At 70.0% G+C, this 23211-nt stretch carries 29 protein-coding genes; 18 read left to right on the top strand and 11 right to left on the bottom strand.

Annotated features, from left to right (window positions below):
- The first annotated feature begins 33 nt into the window (after window positions 1-33).
- The 7 genes from AB0L00_RS32670 to AB0L00_RS32700 all read left to right on the top strand — a co-directional run bounded on the left by AB0L00_RS32670 (window position 34) and on the right by AB0L00_RS32700 (window position 5225).
- Window positions 34-435, top strand: coding sequence for a DUF2752 domain-containing protein (locus AB0L00_RS32670; RefSeq protein WP_364440944.1), 402 nt, complete (start codon window positions 34-36; stop codon window positions 433-435).
- 11 nt (window positions 436-446) lie between these two features.
- A complete protein-coding gene (locus AB0L00_RS32675) occupies window positions 447-764 on the top strand; it encodes a hypothetical protein (RefSeq protein WP_364440945.1) in 318 nt (105 codons plus the stop codon).
- 65 nt (window positions 765-829) lie between these two features.
- The gene (locus tag AB0L00_RS32680) at window positions 830-1936 is read left to right on the top strand and encodes a GAF domain-containing sensor histidine kinase (RefSeq protein ID WP_364440947.1); all 1107 of its coding nucleotides are present in this window, start codon (window positions 830-832) and stop codon (window positions 1934-1936) included.
- A 164-nt stretch (window positions 1937-2100) separates the two neighbouring features.
- Entirely contained in the window at window positions 2101-2727 is a 627-nt protein-coding gene (locus AB0L00_RS32685) for a response regulator transcription factor (RefSeq protein ID WP_364440949.1), read from the top strand.
- Between the two features lie 115 nt (window positions 2728-2842).
- Window positions 2843-3592 (top strand): protein phosphatase 2C domain-containing protein, encoded by a 750-nt coding sequence (locus tag AB0L00_RS32690; RefSeq protein ID WP_364440950.1) that lies wholly within the window; start codon window positions 2843-2845, stop codon window positions 3590-3592.
- A gap of 430 nt (window positions 3593-4022) precedes the next feature.
- Window positions 4023-4349, top strand: a complete 327-nt coding sequence (locus tag AB0L00_RS32695; protein WP_364441049.1) for a DUF2752 domain-containing protein — start codon at window positions 4023-4025, stop codon at window positions 4347-4349.
- A gap of 72 nt (window positions 4350-4421) precedes the next feature.
- Window positions 4422-5225 (top strand): RDD family protein, encoded by an 804-nt coding sequence (locus AB0L00_RS32700; protein WP_364440951.1) that lies wholly within the window; start codon window positions 4422-4424, stop codon window positions 5223-5225.
- 67 nt (window positions 5226-5292) lie between these two features.
- Here the strand turns inward: AB0L00_RS32700 and AB0L00_RS32705 are convergent, their stop codons facing one another.
- On the bottom strand, window positions 5293-6066 hold the full coding sequence (locus AB0L00_RS32705; protein WP_364440953.1) for a hypothetical protein: 774 nt from the start codon (window positions 6064-6066) through the stop codon (window positions 5293-5295).
- Window positions 6067-6170: 104 nt separating this feature from the next.
- Between AB0L00_RS32705 and AB0L00_RS32710 the strand changes: the two genes are divergently transcribed.
- Both AB0L00_RS32710 and AB0L00_RS32715 read left to right on the top strand, forming a co-directional pair.
- Window positions 6171-6968: an ABC transporter ATP-binding protein gene (locus AB0L00_RS32710; RefSeq protein WP_364440955.1), complete on the top strand. Its 798-nt coding sequence runs from the start codon at window positions 6171-6173 to the stop codon at window positions 6966-6968.
- Window positions 6969-7163: 195 nt separating this feature from the next.
- Window positions 7164-8099 carry a PrsW family glutamic-type intramembrane protease gene (locus AB0L00_RS32715; protein WP_364440956.1) on the top strand — a complete coding sequence of 312 codons (936 nt, stop codon included), beginning with the start codon at window positions 7164-7166 and terminating at the stop codon, window positions 8097-8099.
- Between the two features lie 216 nt (window positions 8100-8315).
- On the opposite strand, the gene AB0L00_RS32720 is transcribed toward AB0L00_RS32715, so the two are convergent.
- A complete protein-coding gene (locus tag AB0L00_RS32720) occupies window positions 8316-8846 on the bottom strand; it encodes a hypothetical protein (RefSeq protein ID WP_364440957.1) in 531 nt (176 codons plus the stop codon).
- Between the two features lie 133 nt (window positions 8847-8979).
- Here AB0L00_RS32720 and AB0L00_RS32725 point away from each other — a divergent pair, with 133 nt between their 5' ends.
- Window positions 8980-9228 (top strand): hypothetical protein, encoded by a 249-nt coding sequence (locus AB0L00_RS32725; RefSeq protein ID WP_345365921.1) that lies wholly within the window; start codon window positions 8980-8982, stop codon window positions 9226-9228.
- A 66-nt stretch (window positions 9229-9294) separates the two neighbouring features.
- Here AB0L00_RS32725 and AB0L00_RS32730 read toward each other — a convergent pair whose 3' ends face one another.
- Window positions 9295-10203 carry a Rieske 2Fe-2S domain-containing protein gene (locus AB0L00_RS32730; RefSeq protein WP_364440958.1) on the bottom strand — a complete coding sequence of 303 codons (909 nt, stop codon included), beginning with the start codon at window positions 10201-10203 and terminating at the stop codon, window positions 9295-9297.
- 201 nt (window positions 10204-10404) lie between these two features.
- On the opposite strand from AB0L00_RS32730, the gene AB0L00_RS32735 reads away from it, so the two are divergent.
- The 3 genes from AB0L00_RS32735 to AB0L00_RS32745 all read left to right on the top strand — a co-directional run bounded on the left by AB0L00_RS32735 (window position 10405) and on the right by AB0L00_RS32745 (window position 12573).
- Window positions 10405-10857 carry an NfeD family protein gene (locus AB0L00_RS32735; RefSeq protein ID WP_364440959.1) on the top strand — a complete coding sequence of 151 codons (453 nt, stop codon included), beginning with the start codon at window positions 10405-10407 and terminating at the stop codon, window positions 10855-10857.
- Window positions 10839-11915 carry an SPFH domain-containing protein gene (locus tag AB0L00_RS32740; RefSeq protein WP_364440960.1) on the top strand — a complete coding sequence of 359 codons (1077 nt, stop codon included), beginning with the start codon at window positions 10839-10841 and terminating at the stop codon, window positions 11913-11915. The genes AB0L00_RS32735 and AB0L00_RS32740 overlap by 19 nt, the downstream gene beginning before the upstream one ends.
- An 85-nt stretch (window positions 11916-12000) precedes the next feature.
- The gene (locus tag AB0L00_RS32745) at window positions 12001-12573 is read left to right on the top strand and encodes an NAD(P)H-dependent oxidoreductase (RefSeq protein WP_364440962.1); all 573 of its coding nucleotides are present in this window, start codon (window positions 12001-12003) and stop codon (window positions 12571-12573) included.
- Window positions 12574-12591: 18 nt separating this feature from the next.
- Here AB0L00_RS32745 and AB0L00_RS32750 read toward each other — a convergent pair whose 3' ends face one another.
- Window positions 12592-13104, bottom strand: a complete 513-nt coding sequence (locus tag AB0L00_RS32750; RefSeq protein ID WP_364440963.1) for an O-acetyl-ADP-ribose deacetylase — start codon at window positions 13102-13104, stop codon at window positions 12592-12594.
- A gap of 154 nt (window positions 13105-13258) precedes the next feature.
- On the opposite strand from AB0L00_RS32750, the gene AB0L00_RS32755 reads away from it, so the two are divergent.
- Window positions 13259-13765 carry a hypothetical protein gene (locus AB0L00_RS32755; RefSeq protein WP_364440964.1) on the top strand — a complete coding sequence of 169 codons (507 nt, stop codon included), beginning with the start codon at window positions 13259-13261 and terminating at the stop codon, window positions 13763-13765.
- A gap of 106 nt (window positions 13766-13871) precedes the next feature.
- Here the strand turns inward: AB0L00_RS32755 and AB0L00_RS32760 are convergent, their stop codons facing one another.
- The gene (locus tag AB0L00_RS32760; protein ID WP_364440965.1) at window positions 13872-15113 is read right to left on the bottom strand and encodes a lipase family protein; all 1242 of its coding nucleotides are present in this window, start codon (window positions 15111-15113) and stop codon (window positions 13872-13874) included.
- Between the two features lie 179 nt (window positions 15114-15292).
- Window positions 15293-15754 carry a hypothetical protein gene (locus AB0L00_RS32765; protein ID WP_364440966.1) on the bottom strand — a complete coding sequence of 154 codons (462 nt, stop codon included), beginning with the start codon at window positions 15752-15754 and terminating at the stop codon, window positions 15293-15295.
- Between the two features lie 91 nt (window positions 15755-15845).
- On the opposite strand from AB0L00_RS32765, the gene AB0L00_RS32770 reads away from it, so the two are divergent.
- On the top strand, window positions 15846-16454 hold the full coding sequence (locus tag AB0L00_RS32770; protein WP_364440967.1) for an HAD family phosphatase: 609 nt from the start codon (window positions 15846-15848) through the stop codon (window positions 16452-16454).
- A 40-nt stretch (window positions 16455-16494) separates the two neighbouring features.
- Here the strand turns inward: AB0L00_RS32770 and AB0L00_RS32775 are convergent, their stop codons facing one another.
- Together AB0L00_RS32775 and AB0L00_RS32780 are read right to left on the bottom strand one after the other, a co-directional pair.
- Entirely contained in the window at window positions 16495-16590 is a 96-nt protein-coding gene (locus AB0L00_RS32775) for a DUF397 domain-containing protein (RefSeq protein WP_364440969.1), read from the bottom strand.
- Between the two features lie 19 nt (window positions 16591-16609).
- A complete protein-coding gene (locus AB0L00_RS32780) occupies window positions 16610-17473 on the bottom strand; it encodes a helix-turn-helix transcriptional regulator (protein ID WP_364440970.1) in 864 nt (287 codons plus the stop codon).
- Between the two features lie 201 nt (window positions 17474-17674).
- On the opposite strand from AB0L00_RS32780, the gene AB0L00_RS32785 reads away from it, so the two are divergent.
- Window positions 17675-18202, top strand: coding sequence for an ATP-binding protein (locus tag AB0L00_RS32785; RefSeq protein WP_364440971.1), 528 nt, complete (start codon window positions 17675-17677; stop codon window positions 18200-18202).
- Between the two features lie 56 nt (window positions 18203-18258).
- On the opposite strand, the gene AB0L00_RS32790 is transcribed toward AB0L00_RS32785, so the two are convergent.
- A complete protein-coding gene (locus AB0L00_RS32790) occupies window positions 18259-18744 on the bottom strand; it encodes a Fur family transcriptional regulator (RefSeq protein WP_364440972.1) in 486 nt (161 codons plus the stop codon).
- Window positions 18745-18812: 68 nt separating this feature from the next.
- On the bottom strand, window positions 18813-19973 hold the full coding sequence (locus tag AB0L00_RS32795; RefSeq protein WP_364440974.1) for an aminotransferase class V-fold PLP-dependent enzyme: 1161 nt from the start codon (window positions 19971-19973) through the stop codon (window positions 18813-18815).
- A gap of 65 nt (window positions 19974-20038) precedes the next feature.
- Between AB0L00_RS32795 and AB0L00_RS32800 the strand changes: the two genes are divergently transcribed.
- Window positions 20039-21094, top strand: coding sequence for a CapA family protein (locus tag AB0L00_RS32800; protein ID WP_364440975.1), 1056 nt, complete (start codon window positions 20039-20041; stop codon window positions 21092-21094).
- Here the strand turns inward: AB0L00_RS32800 and AB0L00_RS32805 are convergent, their stop codons facing one another.
- Window positions 21095-22384 carry a GH1 family beta-glucosidase gene (locus AB0L00_RS32805; protein ID WP_364440976.1) on the bottom strand — a complete coding sequence of 430 codons (1290 nt, stop codon included), beginning with the start codon at window positions 22382-22384 and terminating at the stop codon, window positions 21095-21097.
- Between the two features lie 148 nt (window positions 22385-22532).
- Here AB0L00_RS32805 and AB0L00_RS32810 point away from each other — a divergent pair, with 148 nt between their 5' ends.
- Window positions 22533-23087 (top strand): TetR/AcrR family transcriptional regulator, encoded by a 555-nt coding sequence (locus AB0L00_RS32810; RefSeq protein ID WP_364441050.1) that lies wholly within the window; start codon window positions 22533-22535, stop codon window positions 23085-23087.
- Window positions 23088-23211 lie beyond the last annotated feature (124 nt).

A 23211-nucleotide genomic window follows, 5' to 3' on the forward strand; every position in this document is an offset into this window, starting at 1 on the left:
GATGGTCGTAGGTCCTTCGGGCACACTTGTCGTGTGAGCAACGGGCGGATGGCGATCGGGCGGCCGTGGGGGGTGCCCGCACGGGTGGCGCTGCTGGTCGCGGTCGTCGTCGGCCTGGCCGCGCTGCGCATCCCGCGCCCGCCCACGCTGTGCGTCCTGCGGCAGTACACCGGGGTCCCCTGCCCGCTGTGCGGGTTCACGACGGCGGCGGTCCACCTCGGCCACGCCGACATCGTGGGCGCCTTCGGCGCATCGCCGCTGGCTGTGGCGGTGTGCGCCGGGTTCGTGCTCGTTCCAATCGCGCGGCGTTCCCGGTTGAGCACGCTCTGGCAACGATCGTCCCGTAGAACGCGACAGATCGTCCCAATCGTCGCTATCGTCGCACCTCTGATCGTCTCCGAGGTCTGGCAGCTCGCCCGCTTCGGCATCATCTGACTGGAGGAACCGTGGGATACCCGCCTCAGGGCCCGCCCGGGTACGGTGACGGCCCGCCGTCCGCTCCGCCTCCGCCGCCCGGATACGGCGGCGGCTATGGACAGCCCGCCCAGCCGCAGTCGAGCACTCCGCAGGTGCTCTCGATCATCGGCATCATCTGCTGGTTCTGCTGCTCGCCGGCGGCCATCGTGCTCGGCTTCGTCGCCCAGGGCCAGTTCCGCGCCCAGGGGCGGCCCGACACGATCGCCAGGGTGGCCTGGATCGGCGGCATCGTCGCGCTGGCCCTCGGCATCGTGAGCGCGATCGTCCGGCTGCAAGCCGGCAGCTGACGGTCTCCCGCGGGGTCCCCGCCCGGATCGGGCGGGGACGCTGCGCGGCGGTACGGTCGTGAGCCGTGGACACCGATCGGGACGCCACGCTGCACGCCGTCAGCACGGCGGTGCTCGCGGTCACGCGGCACCTGTCCGTGCACGAGGTCCTGCAGGTGATCGTCCGGGCCGCCGCCCAGCTCCTCGACGCCCGCTACGCCGCGCTCGGCGTGCCCGACGACGAGGGCTCGTTCGCCGAGTTCGTCGTGGAGGGCGTCTCGGACGAGCAGTGGAAGCGGATCGGCCCACTGCCCCGGCAGCACGGGCTGCTCGCGCTGATGCTGCGTGACGACCGCGCGCAGCGGCTGCCGGACGTGCGCAAGGACCCGGCGTTCGAGGGCTGGCCGACCGCGCACCCGGTCCTCAAGGACTTCCTCGGCGTCCCGATCAAGGACGGAACCGAGACCCTCGGCATCATCTTCCTCGCCAACCGCCGTACGCCGGGCGGTTTCACGGCCGCCGACGAGGACCTGCTCACCCTCTTCGCGGCCCATGCCGCGATCGCGATGACGAACGCGCGGCTGTACGAACGGAACCGCGAGCTCACCGTGATCGAGGAGCGCGCCCGGCTGGCGCGCGAGCTGCACGACGCGGTGGCGCAGAAGCTGTTCTCGCTCCGCCTGACCGCCGCGGCCGCCCTGTCCGCGCCCGACCCCCGTGCCGAGCTCGAACGCGTCCAGACGCTCGCCAAGGAGGCCCTCGCGGAGCTGCGGGAGGTCATCTTCGAGCTGCGCCCCGCCGAGCTCGAGGGAGACGGGCTCGCGGAGTCGCTGCGCAAGCACGTACGGGTCCTGGACCGCGCCTGGGGCTCGGGGCGCGGGCGCCGGCCACGGGTCCGGTTCGAGGGCGAGGACGTCGCCCTGCCGGCCGAGGTCGAGGCGGTGGCGTACCGCGTCGCCCAGGAGGCCCTGTACAACGCCCTCCGCCACGGCGACCCCTCGGAGGTGACGGTGCGGCTGACGGCCGGCGCGCTGGAGGTCCACGACGACGGCACCGGCTTCGACGTCGGGGCCGGCGCGCGCGACGGTCTGGGGCTGGCGTCCATGCGCGAACGCGCGGAGTCGGTCGGCGGGCGCCTGACGGTCGACTCGTCCCCCGCCGGCACGGTCGTACGCCTGGAGGTGCCGGCATGACCCGCGTGCTGATCGCCGACGACCGTCCGGTCGTAGGCCTGGAGGTGCCGGCATGACCCGCATGTTGATCGCCGACGACCGTTCGATCGTACGCCCGGAGGTGCCCGCATGATCGGGATGCTGATCGCCGATGACCGTCCGGTCGTACGCCTGGAGGTGTCCGCATGATCCGGGTGCTGATCGCCGACGACCATCCGGTCGTGCGCCAGGGGCTGCGCACGTTCCTCGGCGTGCAGGACGACATCGAGGTCGTCGGCGAGGCCGCCGACGGCGCGGAGGCGGTCTCCCGGGCGGAGGCCCTGAATCCCGACGTCGTCCTCCTGGACCTGAAGATGCCCGGCGTCGACGGGCCGACCGCGCTGCGCGAGCTGCGCGCCCGCGGCATCGAGTCCCGCGTCCTCGTGCTCACCAGCGTCGGCGAGCGGGAGCACGTCCTGCCGACCGTACGCGCCGGCGCCTCCGGGTACCTCTACAAGGACGTCGACCCGCAGGCCCTGGTGCAGGCGATCCGCGCCGTCCACGACGGGCACATGCTGTTCGCGCCGGAGGCGACCGAGGCGATGCTGGCGCCCGCGCCGGTGGATCCGGGTGCCGGGACGCTCACCGAACGCGAGCGCGAGGTTCTCGTCGAGATCGCCCGGGGCCGGTCCAACCGCGAGATCGCCCGGACGCTGGTCGTTTCCGAGAAGACCGTCAAGACGCACGTTTCGAACATCCTGCTTAAGCTTGGGCTGCAGGATCGCACCCAAGCGGCCCTGTACGCCGTGCGTCACGGCCTCGCCGATCGGTGACTCGCGAGTATTCGCGTGAGATCGAGGAGGCGTAAGACGCGTCGGTCGAATATCTTGATGAACCTCAGTAGTCGGCTGAGTGAACCGCATCGCCGAGGATGTCATCGGAATTCACATGAGAGTCGCCATTCGCTACGCCGCGGGGTCGGACGTCGGCCGTACCCGCGAGAACAACGAAGACTCGGCGTATGCGGGCCCATGGCTGCTCGCAGTCGCCGATGGGATGGGGGGCCACGTCGGCGGGGAGATCGCAAGCTCCCTCGCCGTCCAGGCCCTCGCGCCGACCGACGCCGAGGTCCCACAGCCAGCGCTGGTGGACACGCTCGAACACGCCGTGCTGTCGGCCAACCAGGCCATCGCGCAGCGGGTCGCGCAGGAGCCGGCGCTGCAGTCGATGGGCACGACCTGCACCGCGATGCTGTGGTCTGGCACCCAGCTCGCGCTCGCGCACATCGGGGACTCCCGCGCGTACATGCTGCGGGACACCATCCTGTACCAGATCACCGAGGACCACACGCTGGAGAAGATGCTCACCGGCGAGGACGGCGCGGCGCCCCATCTGGCCAACCGCCTCGTCCGGGTGCTCGACGGCAAGTCGGACCGCAAGCCCGACATGTCGCTGCGTGAGGCCCTGCCGGGCGATCGCTACCTGCTGTGCTCGGACGGCCTGACCGGCCCGGTCGACGCCGAGACGTTGCATCAGGTCCTGACGACCCAGCCGGAGCCGGAGGCGGCCGTTCGCGCGCTGATCGATCTGGCCAATCAGGGTGGTGGACCGGACAACATCACCGTCATCGTGGTGGACGTCGTCCCGGAGGGCGCGGACGCGAAGCCCCCGGTCGTCGTGGGCGCCGCCCAGCGCTGACGACGGGCCTGGACGCCGTCCGGCATTGACGACGGTCGTGGACGCCGTCCGGCGCTGACGACCGTCGTGGGTGCCGTCCGGTCTTGACGACGGTCGCGTCGGCACCGTCCGGCGTTGACGACTGTCGTGGACGCCGTCCGGCGCCGAGGACGGTGGTGGACGCCGCCCGGTATCGATGTCGGCCGGCCCCGAATGTCTCCGTGCGGTCACGTTCTGGGCTCTGGGGCCCATCTGACTTGACCGTTACCCGCCTTGCTGCGATATAGGTCCCACAGGCGTACAACGGCACGGGGTTGGAGGGCGGAGTTTGGACGTCGCACGGGGGACGAGGGTCACCCCTGGTGCGCCGACCGCGCCGGCGCGGATGCTCGCCTCCTTCACCGCCGCCGCAGGGGACGGGGTACGGGGCGTGGCGATCCGCACGGGGAGCATGGCCGTTGCGGCCGTACTCGCGGCGCTAGTGCATCGTGCCCACGATCCCGGCATACTGTGTCCGCTTCGGCGGTTCACCGGAGTCCCCTGCCCTCTTTGTGGCGGTACCACCGTCTTCATGGAGTTGGGGGCCGCCCACCCGGTCAGAGCCGTCCTCGCGAATCCGTTCGCTCTCGCGGGGGCGATCGGTCTGGCCACGGCGCCTTTGGGGATCGGGCGCCGATGGTGGACGATCGAGCCGCGCGCCCGCACTGCACTGCTCGGCGTCGTGCTGGGCCTGTCCTGGCTATGGCAGCTCGCCCGGTTCGGGCTCCTGCAGTGGTGAATTCCATATCGCGTCACGGCGACCGCGGGCCCGGCTTGGCAGACGGGCGTCATTCGATGAAGGAGTAAGAGCGTGAGCACCCCCTACGACCCGTACGGCCAGGGCCAGCAGCCCGGGTACGGTCAGCAGCCCGGATACGGGCAGCAGCAGCCCGGGTACGGCCAGCAGCAGCCGGGCTACGGGCAGCAGCAGCCGGGCTACGGGCAGCAGCAGCCCGGATATGGGCAGCAGCAGCCGGGCTATGGCCAGCAGCAGCCCGGGTACGGCCAGCAGCAGCCCGGCTATGGCCAGCAGCAGCCCGGATACGGGCAGGACTACGGCCAGCAGCAGCAGGGGTACGGCCAGCAGCCCGGCTATGGCCAGCAGCAGCCCGGATACGGCCAGCAGGACTACGGGCAGCAGGGCTATGGCCAGCAGCCCGCCGCGTACGGCCAGCAGTACCCGCAGCAGGGCTACGGCGCCGGTTACAACCAGGGGCAGTACGCCAGCTGGTTCTCCCGGGTCGGCGCCACGCTGGTCGACGGACTGATCGTCGGCGTGCCATACGGCCTGCTCTACGGCATCGGCATCGCGATCGGCGGTGGCGGCGGCGCCCTGGTCGTGTTCCTGGGGTTCCTCGCCGCGGTCGGGCTCGGCCTCTGGCTGTGCCACCAGGAGGGTACGACCGGTCAGACGCCCGGCAAGCGCGCCCTCGGCATCAAGCTGATCGGCGAGACCACCGGTCAGCCGATCGGGTTCGGCATGGCGTTCGTGCGCCGGCTCGCCCACTTCCTCGACGGCGCCGCCTGCTACATCGGCTACCTGTGGCCGCTCTGGGACGACAAGAGCCAGACGTTCGCCGACAAGGTCTGCACCACGATCGTCGTCCAGGCCTGAGATCCAGGATCGGGACAGACGCCCCGGCGACCGCGAGAGCGATCGCCGGGGCGTTTCACGTACGGGGTCAGCGGACGGGGTCCAGGACGCTGTTGTAGGCGGCGACCCGGGCCCGGCGGACCGCGCGGTCGAGGGTGCGGAGAGCCTCGGAGCGGCGCTGGACGTGCGCGGCGGACAGGCCGGCGCTCTCGGTGGAACGTGCCAGATCGACCACGACGGCCAGCCGGCTCGCGAGCGCCGCGACCCGGTGCGCGCGTGCGGGGTACCCCGGCGCGAGGCCGCCGACGTGCTCGTGCCGGTGCGACTCGCGCAGCGCGCCCAGCGCCTCGGCGATCTCCGGCCGCCACTCCTGCCCGCCGTCCACGGACAGGAGCGCCTCGGTGGCGTCCCGTACCGCCAGCGTCAACTGACGATCGGCCTCCGGCAGCGCGGGGGTGTCCGAGGCGCCGGAGCGGGTCTCGTGAACCTCCCAGCGGGTGCCGACGTACGAGGAGCCCCGGCGGTCCTCCGCCGGAATGAGGCCGAGCGACCGCTCGCGCGTCGTGGCGAGGACGGCCTCCCCGGCGTCGATCGCCGCCGTGTTGAAATCCGGCGGGCCGGTCAGCCCGAGCGGGTCGCCCGGTGCGGGCAGCGCGAGGCGCAGCCCGATGAGTCCGGCGACGCGGAGCGCGCCGAGACCCTGGCGCAGCGGAAGCTCGCCGCTCTCGCCGGGTACGCCGGCGACCACGTGCGGGCCGCCCTGGCGCTCGACGACATCGGCCGCCTCGTCGAGCCCCACATGGCCGGTCAGCCAGGCGTTGCCCCAGGCGACAAGCCCGGTGGAAGGGAGAGTGAGGCGCATGCCGACCACCATAAGCGTTTCATAATGCCGTAGGTTCATTCCGAGACCCGGACAGCGCCCGGCGGCATCCCGCCGGTCGCTGCGCGCTCTAGGGGAAGGATGCGATGGCCGGCGAGGTACTACGACTCAAGGGCGTCGAGGTCCGACGCGAAGGCGCGTCGCTCCTGCGCGACGTCGACTGGACGGTCCAGGAAGACGAGCGATGGGTCATCGTCGGCCCGAACGGCGCCGGCAAGACGACCTTGCTCCAGGTCGCCGCCGCCATGCTGTTCCCCACCGAGGGCGAGGTGGAGCTGCTGGGCGAGGCACTCGGCAAGACCGACGTCTTCGAGCTGCGGCCCCGCATCGGCCTGTCCAGCGCGGCGATCGCCGACAAGATCCCGGCCGACGAGAAGGTCATCGACATCGTCTTGACGGCGTCGTACGCCATCATCGGCCGGTGGAAAGAGGAGTACGACTCCACGGACGTCACCCGGGCGGTCGAACTCCTCGACGCGCTCGGCTGCGCGCACCTGATCCGCCGCCGGTTCTCCACCCTGTCCGAGGGCGAGCGCAAGCGGGTGTCGATCGCCCGCGCGCTCATGCCCGACCCCGAGCTGCTGCTCCTGGACGAACCGGCCGCCGGCCTCGACCTCGGCGGCCGCGAGGACCTGGTGGCGCGCCTCACCGCCCTGTCCAACGACCGCCTCGCGCCCACGATGGCCCTCGTCACGCACCACGTCGAGGAGGTGCCCGAGGGGTTCACGCACGCGCTGCTGCTGCGCCGAGGCTCGGTCGTCGCCACCGGGAAGGTCGACGAGGTCTTCACCGAAGAGCTGCTGTCGGAGTGCTTCGGCCTGCCCCTGAAGATCGAGCGGCAGGACGGCCGCTGGCACGCGCACGCGGTCGCCCCCCGCCCCTGAGCCGGCTCGAGACGACCGACCCCCGAGGACCGGCCGAGTCGCCCTGCCGGCCGGTCCCGCTCTCCGCGCCGCGGGACGGCCCGACCCCGATCCCTCGATCGCCGGTCAGCGGCGTTTTTCGGCTCATCGGCCCGGGTAGACGCCGACCGATCGGCGCATGAATCCCGGTACGGGTCGAGGCGACGGGAGCGGGCGATGGGCACACCCACCTTTCAGGCTCCGCGGCGGACCGCGCGGCCATGGCTCCGGGTGTTCGTCACCGGACTGGTGCTGTGGGTGCTGACCGTCCTCGTCATCCTGCTCACGCAGAACCCGAACCTGATCCCCACCCTCGTTCTGCTGGGCAGCTTCCTGGTACCGGTGACGTTCGTCGTCTGGGCGTTCGAACGCCGTGACACGGGCGAGCTGACGCCGACGCTGGTGTTCAGCACCTTCCTCACCGGCGGGGTGCTGGGCGTGCTGGCCGCCTCCCTGCTGGAGACGTACCTGCTGCACCCGTCGCCCTGGCTGTTCGTCGGGGTCGGGCTGATCGAAGAGGCCGTCAAGCTGTGCGCGCTGGCCTTCCTCACCCGGCACCTGGCGACCAAGACGATGCGCGACGGAATGATCCTCGGCGCGGCCGTCGGGTTCGGCTTCGCCGCCTTCGAGTCGGCCGGCTACGCCTTCACCGCGCTGTTCACCGAGAACGGCCTGTCGTTGATGCAGGTGGTCCAGACCGAACTCCTCCGCGGCCTGCTCGCCCCCGTGGGCCACGGCCTGTGGACGGGGATCCTCGGCGGCGTGCTGTTCCGGGCCAGCACCCGGCACCACTTCCTGATCACCTACCGGCTGATCGTGGCCTACGTCGGCGTCTCGCTCCTGCACGCCCTGTGGGACTCGATGCACTCCATCGCGCTGGTCGTCACCCTGCTGCTCACCGGGAGTCCCGCGCAGTACCGGCTGCTCGAGATGGGCTGGATGCCGAGGCCCACCGACGAGCAGGTGCGCCTGTTCACGTTCCTGTCGTGGGCGGGACTCGCCGTCATCTCCGTGATCGGCATCGCCTGGCTGGTGGGCCTGTGGCACTCGACCCGCCGCCCCTACAACCCGCCCCCCGGCTGGCGCATCCCCACCGCCACCCCGCCCCACTGAGACCACGGACCCGGCCGTTCCCGTTACCGCTTGATTACTCTCAGCCTCTGTTGCACAATGGTCCCAGCCTCTTGCGCTGAGCCTGAGGAAGTGAGCCCGGCTCTTCTCCGGACGGTGATGGGTCGGGTTTCGCGCTGTCAGATCAGCCTCGGGCATTAGCCCAGGGAAGTGAGCCCGGCTCCTGTCCGGACGGTCAGCAGCCGGGTTTCGCGTTCTTCAGCAAAGGTCTCCCAGATCGCGTATCCGATCGATGCTCGGCGCGATGCGACGGCGCCATTCGCCGGCGGTGCCGTAGGCCCAGGCGAACGCGTCGGGAAGCCACAACCCCGGCTCTTCGTACGGCCTCGCATGCCGGTAGCCGAGATTCGCGCCGGCCTTGTGAAGAGTCTCAAGCAGGCATTGGCGATCCAAGCGATCCTGGCCGTCCTGGCTTTCGATCACTAGTTGTGACACGCCATGATCTATGAGGTCGGTCGCCAGGGTGACGAGGCACTCGGCGCGGACACGGGGTCTCTTCCCCCGGCCTATGTAGAGGGTGACCCTGATATCCGGGCGGCGAACAAGGGCGTCCAGGATGAGCCGCCGTCTACGGTCCGACTCGGATTTGAAGTGCCAGCGCCGTTGTCCCGGCAGGCATAGCTCGCGTGCCAGTCGACGGACATCGCCGAGGCTCGCGGTGGGGACGACCGCTGCGCAGAGGATGTATCTGCTGCGAACGGACTCGTCGACGAAGGCATGAAGCGTCACGAGGCATGAGCGTATGAGTGTTCAAGTGGGCACGCACAGTAATTGTGTTAATTCGGTGACATCTCTCTCTCGGTCTGATTGGGAGGTTTAAGGGACGGGTATCAATCGAATATGTGTTCGAAAGAGGTGTGGTGTGAAGGGTGACCGGGTTGAGGTTGTTATCGATGCCGGAGGGGCGACCCGTACCTATGAGGTGGCGGCGACGCGCGCCGGGCGGCGGGTCGAGGTCGTCACGCGGCGGGGTGTGGTCGAGGTCGTCGAGGTCACTCGGAACGGCACTCCCGTACGGACCGCCCGGTTCATGGCGAGCCGCATCCTCGCGCTGGTGGAGCACCCGGTGAACGACCGCGGAGAGTCGCGGGCCGAGGCCGACGAGGAGTAGTACCGGGCCGCCGTGACGGGCCTTCGGGCGGGGAAGGCGCCGTACGGCGGGCGGGATGGAACGGTCCTATCGGGCCGGGCGCACCTGGATCATGCCGTTGTCGCCCATCCGCGTCTCGAAGGCGGGCTGCCGGCCGGTGGCGGGGCCGTGCACGACGGTGCCGTCGCCGACCCGGAACGTGCTGCCGTGCCAGGGGCAGACGATGCAGGTCTCCTCGTTGACCTCGATCACGCGGCCCTGATGCAGGGGCCCGTCCAAGTGGGAGCACCGGTCGGCGAGGACGTGCACGTCATCGCCCTCCCGCAGCACGAACAGGCTGATGTAGCCGAGGTTCCGGTGAACCGGCCAGCCGTCCGGCAGCTCGTCGATCGAGCACAGGTCGTGCCAGCCCAGCGGGCCGAGGTGCGTGATGGACTCGGCGTGACTCGGCCCGGCCGACTGCCGGAACGCCAGGTGCCCGCCGAGGTACGCCCCGGCGACCAGCGCGGTCAGGCCCGCGAAGGACAACGCCTTGCCCGCACCGGTGAAGCCGCGCCTGCGGGCGAGGAGCGAGACGGCGTAGAGCGTGCTGCCGGCCGCGTTGCTGAGCGCGTGGACCAGGCCGACGCGCTGTTGTTCGCTGTGCAGGGCCGACCAGTCCGCGACCCCGGTCAGAACGGTCGGGACCGACGCCGCCAACCCGGTCGCCAGCAGCACTTCGGCCGCCGTTTCAGTGCCGGGCAGCAGGTCGAGTACGGCGGCCGAGACGAAACAGCCGATCGGGACATCGGTCAATGGCGGGTGGGCCGGGTGGCCCAACGGAACTCCGTGCAGCAGATCCTTGACGGGGCCTGGGGGCAGCAACCGCCGTACGACCTTGGTGATCGACCGCGCGGCCCCGTCGAGGGCGTCGGCGTGCTCGAGATCTTCGGCGACCTTCAAGGGACGGGGCCGCACCAGCGACCGGGGGATCCTGCTCACCCGTTGGCGGTTCACCGCACCTCCTCGGATGGCTTCGCTTTTCGGACATTAGTCTGCCGTCCTACGTCCCCATCACGGGGGGTCCTACCCGTCTCGATTTCCCCTGGCACATAGGGGTCCGGCCCGAACGGCAAGTATCGCCTCTTCGGACGGCGGCAATCGGCGCGTACGGAGTTACCGTGGACTCAGGGCCGTGCGTCACCGAAGGAGTCCCCGATGCCGGCGTGGGTCGTCTGGCTGGTCGTGGCCGCAGTTCTCGGAATCGCCGAGGTGACCACGCTGACGTTCGCGCTCGGGCTGATGGCGGTCGGGGCGCTCGTCGCCGCCGTGAGCGCGTCGGTCGGCGTTCCCCTGCTGGTCCAGGTGATCGTGTTCGGCGCGACCTCCGCCGCCGGGCTGGCCGCCGTACGCCCGATCGCCCTTCGGCACGTCCGGCAGCCGCCGTTGCTGCGGAGCGGCACCGCGGCGCTCGTGGGACGTGAGGCGCTGACCATCACCGAGGTCTCCCGCTACTCGGGCCGGGTGCGCATCGGCGGCGAGGAGTGGAGCGCGCGCCCGTACGACCCCGGAGTCGTGATTCCAGAGGGGGCGGCCGTGGACGTCCTCGCCATCGAAGGCGTCACCGCCCTCGTACATCCTCGGGAGGACTCATGGCCGACCTCGCCGTAGCAGGCATCGTCGCGCTGGTCATCGCGCTGCTCCTGGTGGCGACCGTGGTGATGCGGACCGTGTGGATCGTGCCCCAGGCCCGCGCGCGGAACGTCGAACGTTTCGGCCGCTACCGCAAGACCCTCCAGCCGGGCCTGAACTTCATCGTGCCGTTCGCGGACCGGGTGAAGCCGCTGATCGACCTGCGCGAGCAGGTCGTGGCGTTCCAGGGGCAGCCGGTCATCACCGAGGACAACGTCGTCGTGCACATCGACACGGTGCTGTTCTTCCAGGTCACCGATCCGCGGGCGGCGGACTACGAGATCGTCGACTACATCAAGGCGATCGAGCAGCTCACCGCCACCCAGCTGCGCAACGTGATCGGCACGCTCGACCTGGAGGCCACTCTCTCCTCCCGCGACCGGATCAACACCGCGCTGCGCGGCGTGCTGGACGACGCGTCCGGCAAGTGGGGCATCCGGGTGACCCGCGTGGAGATCAAGGCGATCGAACCGCCGCAGTCCATCAAGGACGCGATGGAGAAGCAGATGCGGGCCGAGCGCGAGAAGCGGGCCACCATCCTGCAGGCCGAAGGCGTACGGCAGTCCCGGATCCTGACCGCCGAAGGGGAGAAGCAGGGGGCGATCCTCCAGGCGGAGGGCGCGCGGCAGGCCGCGATCCTCAAGGCCGAGGGTGAGGCGAAGGCCATCGAGCAGGTCTTCACCTCGATCCACCAGAACGACCCCGATCCGAAGCTGCTCGCCTACCAGTACCTCCAGACGCTGCCGAAGATCGCGGCAGGGGAGGGCAACTCCTTCTGGGTCATCCCCGGCGAGGTCACCTCCGCGCTGCGGGCGGTCAGCGCCGCGTTCGGCGGCCAGGCCGAGCAGTCGGGGGAGCCCCGGAAGGCCGAGCGGGCAGGCGGCCGCGCCGCGGCACACGAGGAACCCGAACCGGCCGCGCGCGTGCCGGAACCGCGGCCGGGAGCCATCGGCGGCCCGGAGGAGCAGACCGCCCTGCGGGAGCACACGCCGCCCTTCGAACTCGCCCCGGGCCGGGTGGACGCCGCCACCGAGTGACCTGGGTCAGGCGCGAGATGCCGTAAAGAAGCCGTAAACCCCCTCTCGCATGGTGGGACCACACCGAGCAGGACGGGAGGGGGACATGGTGCGACTGGCCGTCATCATCGCCAGCACCCGCAACGGCCGGTTCGGCCCCACGGTGGCCGAGTGGTTCACCGTACGGGCCCGGCGGCGCGGGGATCTCGAGATCGACCTGGTCGACCTGGCCGAGACGCGGCTCCCCTCGACCCTCTGCGACCACGACGAGGCCGTACCGCCGAGGGTCGCGGAGTTCGGCGCGCGCCTGGCCACCGCGGACGCGTTCGTGGTCGTGACGCCGGAGTACAACCGGAGCTTTCCCGCTCCGCTCAAGACCGCGATCGACTGGCTGTACGAGGAGTGGCACGCCAAGCCCGTCGCCTTCGTCGCGTACGGCCGGGAGTCCGGTGGCCTGCACGCCGTCGCCCAGCTCCGGCAGATCTTCACCGAACTGCACGCGGTGCCGATCGCGGCGACGATCAGCCTGCCCTGCTACTGGGACCTGTTCGCCGCCGACGGCACCTGGCCGAAGGCCACCGCCGCCTGCAACGCCGCCGTCACGCCGCTGCTCGACCAGATCGTCTGGTGGGCCCGCGCCCTGCGCGACGCCCGTACGGCCCGGCCCTACACCGCCTGAGAGACGCTTCGGTCCCGCTCAGTCCGCGAGCGCCCGCGCGAACGCGTCGTGGACGTCCTCGGTGAAGAGCACGAACCGCACCTCGCTCACCCGGCTCGGCGTCGCCCGTACCGTGCCGACCGCGATCCGCGCGGCGTCTTCCAGCGGCCAGCCGTAGATGCCGGCGGACACGGCGGGGAACGCGACGGTCGCGGCGCCCAGCTCGTCGGCGACCCGCAGCGACTCCCGGTAGCAGGAGGCGAGCAGTTCGGACCGGTCCTGGGACCGGGAGTACACCGGGCCGACCGTGTGGATCACCCAGCGCGCGGACAGCCGCCCGGCGGTCGTCGCGACCGCCTGCCCGGTCGGGAGTCCTCCGCCGTACCGGGACGCGCGCAGTTCCCGGCACGCGGCCAGGATCTCGGGGCCGCCCCGCCGGTGGATCGCGCCGTCCACACCGCCCCCGCCGAGGAGCGAGGAGTTCGCGGCGTTGACGACCGCGTCGACCTCCTGCTCGGTGATGTCGCCTTGGATCAGCGTGATGCGCGTCATGTGGCTCCATTCGTATTTGCGGCTATATTACGATTTTCTGGTGGACTGTCCGGCTTACCGGGAGATACTGGCCTCATGACACCCTTTAAGTCTGATGGTAAAAGGGTGGATCTGTTAATATTATCGTATCGTTCAGGTAAGAAGGTGACCTGACGTGCTGAAAACGGCAATAGCCGCAAGCGGCCTAGTGGCCACGACCATGGCGGCATCGCTGATCGGAGCCGCGCCGGCGTTCGCGCAAGACGACCCGGCTGCCGGATCGTCCCTCCGGGGAACGGTATTCATCCCGTCCGGCGTCGTGCTCAAGCAGCCGGTGCTGGTACCGGAACGAATACCGAGTCTGGAGGAGCGGTTGCGGTCCCAGGAGATCGCGACCGCCCTGGAGCATCAGATCACGCTGGAGCAGATGAAGTCTCAAGAGCGTCAGACCGCTCTCGAGCATGAAAAGGCCATCGAGCAGATGAAGTCCCAGGAGCGCCAGGCGGCTCTGGACCACGAAAAACTGGCCGAGGAGATGAAACTGCAAGAGATCCAGACGAGCCTGGAGAATAAGAAACGGATCGAGCAGTCGAAATTCCCGGAGGAACAGAGGACTACCCACCAGAGCGCCGGTGAGCGGCAGACCGCTGTCGGTCAGGGCGCTGGGGAAGCAGCGGAGTGATCGACCGTGGCATTCCGATAGCGCCATGGCGTCGGCCGGGAGTCTGCCGGCGGAAAAGTCTCAGGCCACCGGTCGGCCCGGTGGCCTGAGGCGTGCGGTTCGGATTCTACGTGCAGGTGTTCCCGGGAGTCCGGCCGGCGAAGCGGTCGGTGAGGAAGGACAGCACGTCGCTCTGCCGGACGACCATCTCGACGGCGTGCTCTCCGAGGAGGTCGCGGACGACCTGCACGGTGGCGCCCTTGGCGCACCACGTCCGGGTCAGGGTGTCGTCCTGGGCGACGGGGACGATCTCGTCGGTGTCGGCGTGGTAGTCGTAGATCGGCGTCGTCGGCGCCGCCGCGCCCATGGTGTTCTTCTTGAGCATCGCGGCCACGGAGGGGACCGACAGCGGGTCGGGCACGGTGGTGTAGTCCGCGAGCTTCTTGAACGCGAAGCCGGTGAGCAGGTCGGTGAGGCACTTGCCGCGCGCCTTCTGCAGCGCCTCCTTGCCCTCGGCGTTGGTCAGGTCGTCGATGCCGGCCTCGGGGTACTCCGCGGCCAGACTGACGGTGGCGGCGGCTTCGAAGCCGGAGAAGACCCCGCCGTCCAGCGACCGCGCCACCGCCGCCGGGTCGGCCGGAGTCCCGCCCATGGCCGCCCCGACGAGCCTGACGTCCGGAGCGTACGAGGGCTGCAGTTCGGCGGCCCAGCCGGTGGCCTGGGCGCCGCCGGAGTAACCGTTCAGGGCCCAGGGGTTGGTCGTGCCGACGCCACCGGCGCCGAGGTTCCGTACGGCCCGGATCCCGTCGAGCACCGCGTGCCCGGCCTGCGGGCCGCCCATGAACACCGACTTCGGGCCCTCGAAGTCGGGCATCGCGACCGCCCAGCCCTTGGCCAGTACGGCGGCCGGGTAGATCGCGGACGAGGCCGCGTACCCCTGGCCCGAGGAGACTCCGTACGACGGTGCGCACTGCGTGCCGGTGGAGTCCTCGGCCGCCTGCACCGAGACGATGGGCCGCGGACCGCCGCCCGTCCACGCCTTCTTCGGGACGAGCAGCGTCGTGACCGCCAGCTCGGGCCGGCCGTGCGAGTCGTCGGCGCGGTAGGAGATCTGCCACACGTCGGTCGTGGTGGCCAGGTCGCCCACCTTCGGAGTGATCTTCCGGTCGGCGACGACCTGACCCGGCTGGTACGAGCCGATGTCGGCGGGCGCGCTGTAGAAGGGGTCCTGGTCCGGCGGGACCGAACCGGCCGGCGGCGGATCGGCGGCGGAGGCGGTGCCGGCCGCGAGGGTCAGGGCGGCGGCGGCGATCGGCAGCGCGCGGACGGTTCTGGCGACGAGCCGAAGGCGGGGGACGGCCGTTGTCATCGGTCACTCCAGCGGGAGGCGGGCACCGGACCTCATCGATGCGGGGCCTGGACTATCTCCCGCCCGCCGCCGGGGTGATAGGCGAGCACCATCAATCGGCGGCCTGCGATTTGCGACCGATGTGATAAACGGTCACTTACTCGGGCGCCGTAGGGTCGAAATGGTGGCGGAAGGACGCATCACTCGGGGGCGGGCGCGACCGGTGTGCCGCCGGCGAGTGCCGCCTGCCGGATCTGTTCTGCGATCCGGTCGGCCCGGCCTTCCCGGTTCAGCCAGAGGGCGAGGTTCGACTTCTGGACCGCCCATCCGGTGCAGGCGGGCCGGCCGTCCACGACGATGACCAGGCCGCCGGAGCTCGGCACGACGGCCTGGATCGTCCGCAGCTCGACGCGTTCGGTCCGGTACTTGTTGCGGAGCACGAGTTCGGTCGACGTGAGGCCGATCGACGGCCGGAGGAAGGCGCACCCGAGCCACACGACGAAGCAGGGCAGAACGAGGAGCGCACCGACGAATCCCAAATCCCGCTCCTCGACCAGCGCCGCCACGAATCCGATCTCCAGCAGGATCCCGACGAGCATCACCAGCACCGCTAACGTCCGTGCGGCGACCCCCATCCGCCAGGTGATCCGAGGCGTTTCCACGGCTTGATCCTGCCACCGGTTCCACCGCCGGGCCAGGTGCGGATTCCCTGTCCAGGTGAACACTTGGACTCGGACCACCGTCCTAAAGATCATGGTGGTTCGCGCGGTCGTCTTTGATATCGGGGGTGTCTTGGAGATCACCCCGAAGATGGACTTCGATCAGCGATGGGAGAAGCGACTCGGGTTCGCTCCCGGTGAGATCGGGGGGCGGATGGCCGATGTCTGGGCGGCAGGGGCGGTCGGCACGATCACCGAAGATGACGTGCACCGGGCGGTCGGGGAGCGGCTCGGGCTTTCCGAACAGCAGGTCGATGAGCTCATGGCGGACATGTGGAAGCAGTACCTCGGCGTCGCCAACACCGACCTGATCGAGTACGCACGTGCGCTGCGTTCACGGTGTCGGACGGGGATACTGAGTAACAGCTTCGTCGGCGCCCGGGAGCGTGAACAGGCCGCCTACGGATTCGAAGATCTGGTGGACGAGATCGTGTATTCGCACGAAGTCGGCATGTGCAAGCCCGATCCGTGGATCTATGAACTCACCTGCGCACGTCTCGGTGTCTCACCCGAGGAGATGGTGTTCCTCGACGATGTCGAGGTCGCCGTCGACGCGGCGAGCCGGGCCGGCATCCACGCGGTGCTGTATCGGGACAACGACCAGGCGATCGGCGAGATCGAGGCGCTACTGGCAACGGATTGATCAGGCGGTGAGCGCTTGACCGAGGGGCAAGAGCCGCCCGTCACCTATCCGCGATTGCGACTTCCACGCACTCGCCGGTCTGGCTGCTCAGGCTGGCCTTGCGCCAGGTGATGCGGACGATGACGTGCTCAGGCATGGCCGGTTGTCCCCGCTGATCAGGTCTGGATCGTTCGGTCGGCGATCATCGCCAATGTATCGTCCGGGCTGAGCGCTACTGCGGTCAAGTGCTGGAAGGCCACTCGGTATCTGTCGACTTGGTCTGGTTCTTCGATGAAGAGTTCGCCGGCCGCCGTGTCCACGTGAACAGCATCCGGATCCTCCGACCCGGGAAACTCCAGGATCGCGAAACTGCCACCCGCCACCCCTGGGTGAACCCCTGTCCGAAAAGGGATTACTTGTAGGGTGACCTTGGGCAACGTGGCGATGTCCTGCAAGTGTTTCAGCTGGTCCCGCATCACTTCCGGACCACCGACCGGTCGGTGTAGCGCCGCTTCATCGATGATGGCCCAGAGGCGCAGGGGGTCGGGCCCGCGGAGAGCGTTCTGCCGCGCGATGCGGACTTCCACTCGACGATCGACCTCCTCGAGGTTGATCTCTGCCGGTCCGCCCGCCACGACGGCGCGGGCGTAGTCCGCCGTCTGCAGGAGGCCAGGGATCATCAGGGGTTGGAAGGTGAGCAGTGCCTTGGCCTCTGCCTCCAAGCCGATATAAGTGGAATACGCGTCAGACAGCATGTCCCGGTAGGGATGCCACCAGCCCCGTTGTCGACCCTCGCGTGCCAACTGAGTCAGCTCTTCGCGCTGGCGTACATCCGTTATGCCGTAAATATCAAGAAGGTCTTGTATGTCGCGCGGATTTGGGCGCAGCCACTCCCCTCGTTCGATTCGGGTGAGTTTGCCGGCGGACCATTCGAGTCTTTTGGAGGCATCGGTACTGGACAGCCCCGCAGCCGCACGGAGTCGCCGGAGCTCTGCCGATAGACGGCGACGTCGCAAAGTGGGGCTTTTTCTGCTGGGCACGATCTTCTCCCGGCCGTTGATTGCTGTCCGAAGCGACAGTAGAGCAGCCCGTGATCAATTTCAGGAAATCAGACATTCATCGAAAATAGTACAACACTCAAAGTTAGTATTGTGATTTTGTTTGCTAGCGTGCATCATCATTGCCAACTCGGTTCCTTGGGCTGCGGCGGCCCGAGGGGGACTACAGAGAGTGGTCTTCTGATGACTTCTGAAGCGACAGGCATCCCGGATGGCGAGCTGCCTTCACCGATCGGTCGGCCCGATGGTTCGTGGATCGCCTTACGAGCTCATAGCGCGTCAGTGGGGATCGCTCGGCGTTTCACCATCGACGTCGTCTCTGATGGCGATGTGTGCTCGGACCACGTGTACAACGTCGCGGTCGTCGTCTCAGAGCTGGTCACCAATGGCCTTCGCGCCGCTGCCGATCTGGTGGCCGAGGGGCTGGCCGACCAGTGGCGGCATCACGATCGGCCTGTCCGTCTTGGCGTCAAGGTGACGCGGCGGTGGACGCAGGTGTCCGTCGTCGACCCTGACCCACGACCTCTGCGTCCGGTTGATCCGGACAACAGTCTGGCCGAGGGCGGACGGGGGCTTCACATCGTCGACGTGCTGTCGGCGTCGTGCTGGGTGGTCTACGGTCGCGAAGGCAAGACCATCCATGCTGTGCTGGCCGCGCCCGGTGTGGAACTGACACCGGCTGAGCGTGCGGCGCTTCAGCGACCCCGCTGAATCGCCGCGCACCGGCCCGAGATCTCCGCCTGGTCATGGGGGATATGCGCGGTCGGTCAGGTGCGGTTCCGCACCGGCTCCCGACGGCAGTCCGGGCAGTGGCCCCAGAACGTGACGTCGGCCTCGTCGACGAGGTAACCCGCGTCGTGGGCGGGCTCGAGGCACGGTGCGTCGCCGACGAAGCAGTCGACGTCCGTGACGCGGCCGCACTCCCGGCAGACGAGGTGGTGGTGGTTGTCGCCGACCCGCCCCTCGAACCGCGCCGGGCTGCCGGCCGGCTCGATCCGGCGCACGAGGCCGGCGCCGGTGAGGGCGTGCAACGCCTCGTACACGGCCTGGACGGACACCCGGCCGAGCCGCTCGCGCACGCGCGCGGTGACCGTGTCGACGTCGAGGTGGTCGCCCGAGCGTACGGTGTCGAGGATCGCCAACCGGGCGGCGGTGACGCGGAACCCGGCAGCACGCAGCTCGGCGGCCGCAGCGTCGCCGTGCCCCCGGTCCTTGGCCTCACCCACGCTGTCCCCCTGGTTGAAGTCGCTCATACCAAGGATAGGTGCAGCCTTGACCGGACAACGGTCGTCCTAAATGTTGATCTAGCTGGAGATACTCCTCAGAGCGCGGTGATGAGCCGGCGGATCTCGTCCTCGGTGGTGTAGTAGTGCACCGACGCCCGCACCCGCGGCTCGGGCCGCGCGCCCTCGTCGTAGCGGTAGGTCTGCTGGGACACCCGCACGTGGATCCGTTGTTCGGCGAGCGATGCGACGATATCGGCGGCGTCCCGGTCCCGGTGCGTGAACGTCACGATGCCCGACCGGTGCAGCCCCCGGTCCCGTACGGTGACGCCCGGGATCTCCGCGAGGGCCGTGCGCAGCAGCGCGCCGAGCTCCAGGACGCGCTCCTCGATGGCCGCCAGGCCGATCGCCAGGGCGTACTCCGCGGCGGCGCCCAGGCCGAGCTGCCCGGCGACGGACCGCTCCCACGACTCGAACCGGCGGGCGTCGCCCCGCAGCTCGTACGACTCCGGTCCCGTCCAGTCCGCAGCCCGCAGGTCGAGGAACGGCGGGTCGAGGAGGTCGAGCGCCGACCGCCGTACGTAGAGGAGACCGGTGCCGCGTGGTCCGCGCAGGAACTTGCGGCCCGTGGCCGACAGCAGGTCGCAGCCGATCTCTCCGACGTCCACCGCGAGCTGGCCGACGGACTGGCAGGCGTCGAGCAGGTACAGCGCGCCGGCCGCCCGGGCCAGGCGGCCGACCTCCGCGACCGGGTTGATCAGGCCGTCGTGGGTGGGGACGTGGTTGATCGCTACGAGCCGTACGTCGTCGTCGAGCGCGGCCGCGAGGGCGTCGAGCGAGATCTGGCCGTACTCGTCGTCCGGGACGACCTCCACCTTCACACCCTGCCGGCGGGCCGCGTGGAGGAAGGCGATCGTGTTGCTGGAGTACTCCCCGGCGCTGGTGAGGACGCGGTCGCCGGGCCGGAACGGGATGCCGTAGAACGCCATGTCCCAGGCGCGCGTGGCGCTCTCCGCGTAGGCGATCTCGTCGGGGTGCGCGCCAATGAGGCGGGCGAGGGAGTCGTACGTCCCGGCGAGCCGGGCCGTGGCGGCGTCGGCGGCCTCGTACCCGCCGATGCGCGCTTCGAGGTCGAGGTGGTCGCGCATCGTCTCGACCACGACCCGTGGTGGCAGCGCCGATCCGGCGGCGTTCAGGTGCACGACCTCCCGGCAGCCGGGGGTCTCGGCGCGGATGCTCGCGATGTCGAGCAAGATCACTCCATTTATCCGGAATGCGGAAAAGATGCCATCCTGGTGATCCTTTCCCGGAGATGGTGGGCGTGATGCGGCGAACGATGGTGACGGCCGCGCTGGCCGGTGTGGCGGCCGCGGCGGCGGCCTGCGGCGGCGGTGGCGCGGCGAAGAGCCCGCACGCCTCCGCGCCGTCCGGCAAGGCGACGGGCGAGGCCAAGGACGGGCCGATCACGGTGGCGTTCGCCGGGGACGTCCACTTCAACGGCCCCCTTCGCGCCCGCCTGGCCGACCCCGCCACCGCGCTCGGCCCGACCATCCCCGAGCTGACGCGCGCCGACCTCGCCATGGTCAACCTGGAGACGGCCATCACCACGCGTGGGACGAAGGCGCCGAAGCAGTTCACGTTCCGGGCGCCGCCGAGCGCGTTCGACGCACTGCGGGCCGCCGGCGTCGACGTGGTGACCATGGCCAACAACCACGCCATGGACTACGGCCCGGTCGGCCTGCGCGACTCGCTCGCGGCCATCAAGAAGTCGGGCTTCCCCACCGTCGGCATCGGCGCGAACGCCGCCCAGGCCTTCCGGCCGTACTACGTGACGGTCAAGGGCGACCGCATCGCGATCCTCGGCGCCACCCAGGTCCTGGACGACAACCTGACCACCGCCTGGACGGCGACCGCGACGAAGGGCGGGCTCGCCTCGGCCAAGAACGTCCCGCGCCTCGTCAACGAGGTGCGCGCGGCGCGCCGCAACGCCGACACCGTCATCGTGTACCTGCACTGGGGGCAGGAGAAGAACCCCTGCCCGCTGCCCCGTCAGAAGACGCTGGCCCGAGCCCTCGTCCGGGCCGGCGCGGACGTGGTCGTCGGCGGGCACGCCCACATCCCCCTCGGCGGCGGGTACATGAAGGGCCGGTACGTGGACTACGGCCTCGGCAACTACTTCTTCACCGCCCCGGGCCGCAACGACCCGGACTCCGGCATCCTCGAGATCACCCTGCGGAAGCGGAAGGTGCTGGGGGCCGCGTGGAAGCCGGCCTACATCACCAAGGGCGTGCCACGGCTGCTCGACGGTGCGGCGGCGACCCGGGCGCACGCCAAGTGGGAGCGGCTGCGCCGCTGCACCGGTCTCACCGCCGGACCCTGATCAGGACGAGCCCGCGATCAGGTCGCGGTACCAGCCGTACGACGCGCGCGGCGTGCGCCGCTGGGTGGCGTAGTCGACGTGCACGAGTCCGAAGCGCGGGTGGTAGCCCTCGGCCCACTCGAAGTTGTCGAGCAGCGACCAGACGAAGTAACCGCGCACGTCGACGCCGTCGTGCATCGCCGCCTGTACGGCGCCGACGTGCGCGTTCAGGAAGCCGATGCGGGCGTCGTCGGCCAGTGACTCGTCGTAGGAGCAGCCGCTCTCGGTGATGTACACCGGCGGGAGCGCGGCGCCGTACCGGTCCCGCAGGTCGACCAGGAGCCGGTGCAGCCCGTCCGGGACGACCGGCCAGCCCATCCCCGTCGTCGGGAAGCCGGTCAGGTCGCGCATCGCGAAGGGCAGGGCGTCGTCGGCCGGGGCGGCGATCCCGGTCGGGTGGTAGTAGTTCACGCCGAGCGCGTCGATCGGCGCGCCGATCACCTCCAGGTCGCCGTCCTGGACGTGGGACATGTCCAGGCCGAGGTCGGGGTAGCGGCCGAGCAGGATCGGGTCGGCGAACTGCCAGTTCAGCAGGTCGTCGAAGGCGGCGGCCGCCTCGGCGTCCTCGGCGGTGTCGTCGACCGGCCACGCCGGGGTGTAGTGGTTGGCGATCCCGACCCGCTCCGCACCGGCGTCGCGCAGGGCGGCGACGGCGAGGCCGTGGCCGAGGAGCTGATGGTGGGCGGTGGGCAGCGCGTCGAGCATGAGCGCCTGGCCCGGCGCGTAGATCCCGAAGGCGTAGCCGTACGCCATCACGACCATCGGCTCGTTCAGCGTGATCCACAGGTCGACGCGGTCGGCCAGCCGTTCGGCGACGAGCGCGGCGTACTCGGCGAAGCGGTGGGCGGTGTCGCGGTTCATCCACCCGCCGGCGTCCTCGAGCGGCTGGGGGAGGTCCCAGTGGTACAGCGTGGGCACGGCCGCGATCCCGCGTTCGGCGAGGCCGTCGACGAGGCGGTCGTAGAAGTCCAGGCCCTTGGGGTTGACCGCGCCGCTGCCGGCGGGCTGGACGCGGGGCCAGGCGATGGAGAAGCGGTACGCGCGGGCGCCGAGGCCGGCGATCAGGTCGAGGTCCTCGGCCCACCGGTGGTAGTGGTCGCAGGCGACGTCGGCGGTGTGCCCGTCCCGTACGCGGCCGGGCTCCCGGCAGAACGTGTCCCACGTGGACGGCCCCCGGCCGTCCTCCTCCGTGGCGCCCTCGATCTGGAACGCCGCGGTCGCGACACCCCATTGAAAGTCCGTGGGGAACACGGCCCACCTCCCCGCAAACGTGAACGGACCTCGGATATTACGCGCCGGTATCTCCGTCGGAAAAGGCATGATTGGACGTGTGACGACGGATAGCTCGGCGCTGCGCCGCCGACCTGCGCAACGACGGAGTGCCGAACGCGTCCAGCGCATGCTCGACGCGTGTGCGGAGATCCTCGACGAATCCGGGTACGACGGCCTGTCCACCACCAAGATCGCCCAGCGGGCCGAGGTCGCGATCGGCTCGGTCTACCAGTTCTTCCCGGACAAGAAGGCGATCGCGCAGCAGCTCGCGCTCCGCAACCTGGACATGTTCGGCGACCGGGTGGAGCGGGCGCTCGCCGAGCGACGCTACGCGCACTGGTACGACGCCGTCGGCACGGTCATCGAGATCTTCGTCGACATGCACCGTACGGTCCCGGGCTTCCGGGTGCTGCGCTTCGGGGACATCGCGGACGTCCACCTGCTCGACGTCGCCGCCGAGAACAACGCCGTCGTCGCGGACCGGCTGAAGACGCTCCTCGTCTCGGCGTTCGACCTGCCGGACGACGGGGACTTCGCCCGCGCGCTGGCCGTCTCCGTCGAGGCGGCGGACGCGGTGCTCAAGCTGGCCTTCCGCAATCAGCCGGACGGCGACCCGGCGCTGCTCGCCGAGGTCGAGCGGCTCATCCACGGCTACCTGGCCGACCACCTCGGCGGCCGCTGAGAACGAGGCCCGCGCCGACGACGAGAGCCGCAATGACGACGAGGCCCGCAATGACAACGGGCCCGTGATGACGACGAGGGCCCGTGATGACAACGGGGGCTCGCAAAGACGACGAGGGCCCGGC

Source organism: Actinoallomurus sp. NPDC052308, assembly GCF_040679195.1.
Lineage (GTDB): Bacteria > Actinomycetota > Actinomycetes > Streptosporangiales > Streptosporangiaceae > Actinoallomurus > Actinoallomurus liliacearum.

Coding starts and splice junctions, on each gene's coding strand:
- AB0L00_RS32685 (WP_364440949.1), top strand. CDS start 2,101: ATGATCCGGGTGCTGATCGCCGACGACCATCCGGTCGTGCGCCAGGGG.
- AB0L00_RS32690 (WP_364440950.1), top strand. CDS start 2,843: ATGAGAGTCGCCATTCGCTACGCCGCGGGGTCGGACGTCGGCCGTACC.
- AB0L00_RS32695 (WP_364441049.1), top strand. CDS start 4,023: ATGGCCGTTGCGGCCGTACTCGCGGCGCTAGTGCATCGTGCCCACGAT.
- AB0L00_RS32705 (WP_364440953.1), bottom strand. CDS start 6,066: ATGCGCCTCACTCTCCCTTCCACCGGGCTTGTCGCCTGGGGCAACGCC.
- AB0L00_RS32710 (WP_364440955.1), top strand. CDS start 6,171: ATGGCCGGCGAGGTACTACGACTCAAGGGCGTCGAGGTCCGACGCGAA.
- AB0L00_RS32715 (WP_364440956.1), top strand. CDS start 7,164: ATGGGCACACCCACCTTTCAGGCTCCGCGGCGGACCGCGCGGCCATGG.
- AB0L00_RS32735 (WP_364440959.1), top strand. CDS start 10,405: ATGCCGGCGTGGGTCGTCTGGCTGGTCGTGGCCGCAGTTCTCGGAATC.
- AB0L00_RS32740 (WP_364440960.1), top strand. CDS start 10,839: ATGGCCGACCTCGCCGTAGCAGGCATCGTCGCGCTGGTCATCGCGCTG.
- AB0L00_RS32745 (WP_364440962.1), top strand. CDS start 12,001: ATGGTGCGACTGGCCGTCATCATCGCCAGCACCCGCAACGGCCGGTTC.
- AB0L00_RS32750 (WP_364440963.1), bottom strand. CDS start 13,104: ATGACGCGCATCACGCTGATCCAAGGCGACATCACCGAGCAGGAGGTC.
- AB0L00_RS32760 (WP_364440965.1), bottom strand. CDS start 15,113: ATGACAACGGCCGTCCCCCGCCTTCGGCTCGTCGCCAGAACCGTCCGC.
- AB0L00_RS32770 (WP_364440967.1), top strand. CDS start 15,846: ATGGTGGTTCGCGCGGTCGTCTTTGATATCGGGGGTGTCTTGGAGATC.
- AB0L00_RS32775 (WP_364440969.1), bottom strand. CDS start 16,590: ATGCCTGAGCACGTCATCGTCCGCATCACCTGGCGCAAGGCCAGCCTG.
- AB0L00_RS32785 (WP_364440971.1), top strand. CDS start 17,675: ATGACTTCTGAAGCGACAGGCATCCCGGATGGCGAGCTGCCTTCACCG.
- AB0L00_RS32790 (WP_364440972.1), bottom strand. CDS start 18,744: ATGAGCGACTTCAACCAGGGGGACAGCGTGGGTGAGGCCAAGGACCGG.
- AB0L00_RS32800 (WP_364440975.1), top strand. CDS start 20,039: ATGCGGCGAACGATGGTGACGGCCGCGCTGGCCGGTGTGGCGGCCGCG.
- AB0L00_RS32810 (WP_364441050.1), top strand. CDS start 22,533: ATGCTCGACGCGTGTGCGGAGATCCTCGACGAATCCGGGTACGACGGC.